2 protein-coding genes are annotated in these 2,287 nt (G+C 63.8%); both read right to left on the bottom strand.

Annotated elements, in window-relative coordinates; all coding sequences use genetic code 11:
- Positions 1–108 precede the first annotated feature (108 nt).
- Positions 109–1,518 (bottom strand): sigma-54 dependent transcriptional regulator, encoded by a 1,410-nt coding sequence (locus tag IPU70_RS32660; protein ID WP_242702809.1) that lies wholly within the window; start codon positions 1,516–1,518, stop codon positions 109–111.
- A partial coding sequence (locus IPU70_RS32655) for a sensor histidine kinase (protein ID WP_242702808.1) occupies positions 1,502–2,287 on the bottom strand: 786 nt, incomplete at its 5' end. The genes IPU70_RS32655 and IPU70_RS32660, both read right to left, overlap by 17 nt.

The following is a 2,287-nucleotide window of genomic DNA, read 5'->3' as shown; positions in this document are numbered from 1 at the left end:
GCGCCGGATGGCGCGCGCGATGACAAGGGCCACAACCCATGAAAAATCCCTCGCAGGAAGATCCTGCGAGGGATTTTTTGTGCGTAGAACCCGTGAGGCGCTCGTGCCCTATTGCTGCGTATATTGTTGGCGGTCGATGCCGTGGCGCTGCAGTTTGTCGTAGAAGGTCTTGCGCGGGATGCCCAGGGTCTCCAACGTGGCCTTGATATCGCCTTGGTGTGTCCGGAGCGTGTCGCGGATAAGCTGGGCTTCGAAGCGCTCCATCCGTTCGGGAAGGCTTTCGATGGCGCCAGACTCGGCGAGGGTTTGAGGGGCGGGCGTATTCAACACGCCGAGTACGACGCGTTCGGCGAAGTGCGCGAGTTCACGGACGTTGCCAGGCCAATCATGTGTCATCACATGCTGCTTGATGGATGCCGGCATTTCTGGGATATCGCGCTGGAAGCGGCGCGACGCATGGCCGAGATAGTGGGCGAATAGTAGCGGGATGTCTTCACGGCGTTCGCGCAAGGGTGGAATCCGGATGGTGACGACATTCAGCCGGTAGAACAGGTCCTCGCGGAATTTGGCGCGTATGGCCGGGCTGCCCAGGTCTTCCTTGGTGGCGGCGACCACCCGCAAGTCCAGGTTGCGCACCTCGTTGCTGCCCAAAGGCGTGATCTGGCGCGACTCGAGGACGCGCAGCAGCTTGACCTGGACGGCCAGCGGCATGCTCTCGATTTCATCCAGGAACAGGGTGCCGCCGCTGGCATGCTCGATGCGGCCGATGCGTTTCTTTTGGGCGCCAGTGAACGCGCCTGCCTCGTGGCCGAAGAGTTCGCTTTCGATCACGCTTTCGGGCAGGGCGCCGCAGTTGATCGCGACCAGCGCGCGGTGCCTGCGGCGGCTCAACCGGTGCAGTGCGGTTGCCACGACTTCCTTGCCAGTGCCGGTTTCTCCTTCAACCAGAACATCCACGTCCGCATCCGCGATGTGGCGCAGCGTTTGCTTGATCCGCTGCATGGCGGGTGTCGTGCCGATGAAAGGAACCTCGTCTGCTTCGACCGCGAAGGCCGCTTCGCGCAGGCGGCGATTTTCGAGCACCAGGTGGCGCTTTTCCGCAGCGTGCATGATGGCGGTGATCAGCCTGTCGGCGGCATAGGGCTTGGCAAGGAAATCGTAGGCGCCATCACGCATGCATTGCACCGCGGTCGGAATGTCGCCGTGTCCGGTGATCAGAATGACAGGGATGTCGGGATCGATTTCGCGCAGACGCTGGAATAGCTGCAAGCCGTCCATGTCGGGCATGCGGATATCGCTCACGACCACACCGTCGAAATCCCGGTTCAGGGCCGGCAACGCCGCGCGCGCGCGGGCGTGGGCGTCGACGGCGATGCCATGGAGCTTGAGCGTTTGGGCATTGGCGCGCAGCAGTTCCTCGTCGTCGTCGATGAATAGGGCGCGCGGCGCAAACGGCTGACGCGAGCTGCTGTCGATGGCGTTTGTCGCCTTGGATGGGGGTTCAGGTGCGCGGGTCATGATGAAGGCTCGTAGCGTTGTCCTGGTCAGGCGCCTTGCGCAATGTCAGGATGAACATGGCTCCATTGGCGGGGGCATGCGGAGCGGGAAAGGCCGGGTCCGAAGGGCCAGCTGCGATCAAGTCGCCGCCGAATTCCGCAACGATGTCGCGGCAGATGACCAAGCCCAATCCCAAGCCCTCCGGCTTTGTCGTATGGAACGGGGTGAACAGGTGGGCACGGGCAGCGGGAGACAGGCCTGGGCCGTTGTCGCTGACGTAGATCTGCACTGTGGCGCCCAGGTCCTGCAGCGCGACGACGATGCGGCCGTCCGGCAGACCTTCCTGGGCTTCCATGGCGTTTTGCAGCAGATTCACCAGTACCTGTTCCAGCCGCACGCGATTGGCCTGCACGCAATAGTTCTGACCCTCGGGCGGCCGTTGCAGCACGATGCCCTGGCGCCGGGCGCGCGGCGCGACCAGCAGCAGCGCGCCTTCCAGGCAGTCTTTCAGGCTGGTCGGTCCTACCGAGGCGCCGGCCTTGCGGGAAAAGGCGCGCAATTCGCCGGTAATGTGGCCGATCTTGTCAGTCAATGCGGCGATGGTGCCCAGGTTTTCCTGTGCGGAGTCATCATCCTGCCGGCGCAGGAATTCGGCCGCATTGTCGGCATAGGCGCGTATCGCGGCCACGGGCTGATTGATCTCGTGGGCAACGCCGGCGGCGACCTGGCCCAGCAGGGCAAGCTTGCTGGCCTGCACCAGTTCTTCCTGCATGGTGTGCAGGCGGGCGGC

This window comes from Achromobacter sp. SD115 (assembly GCF_017355315.1).
Taxonomy (GTDB): Bacteria; Pseudomonadota; Gammaproteobacteria; order Burkholderiales; family Burkholderiaceae_B; genus Achromobacter; species Achromobacter xylosoxidans_B.
This window is presented reverse-complemented; position numbering and strand designations above follow the sequence as displayed.

Excerpts from the sequence above, each read along its gene's own strand:
- IPU70_RS32660 (WP_242702809.1), bottom strand. The coding sequence starts at position 1,518 with ATGACCCGCGCACCTGAACCCCCATCCAAGGCGACAAACGCCATCGAC.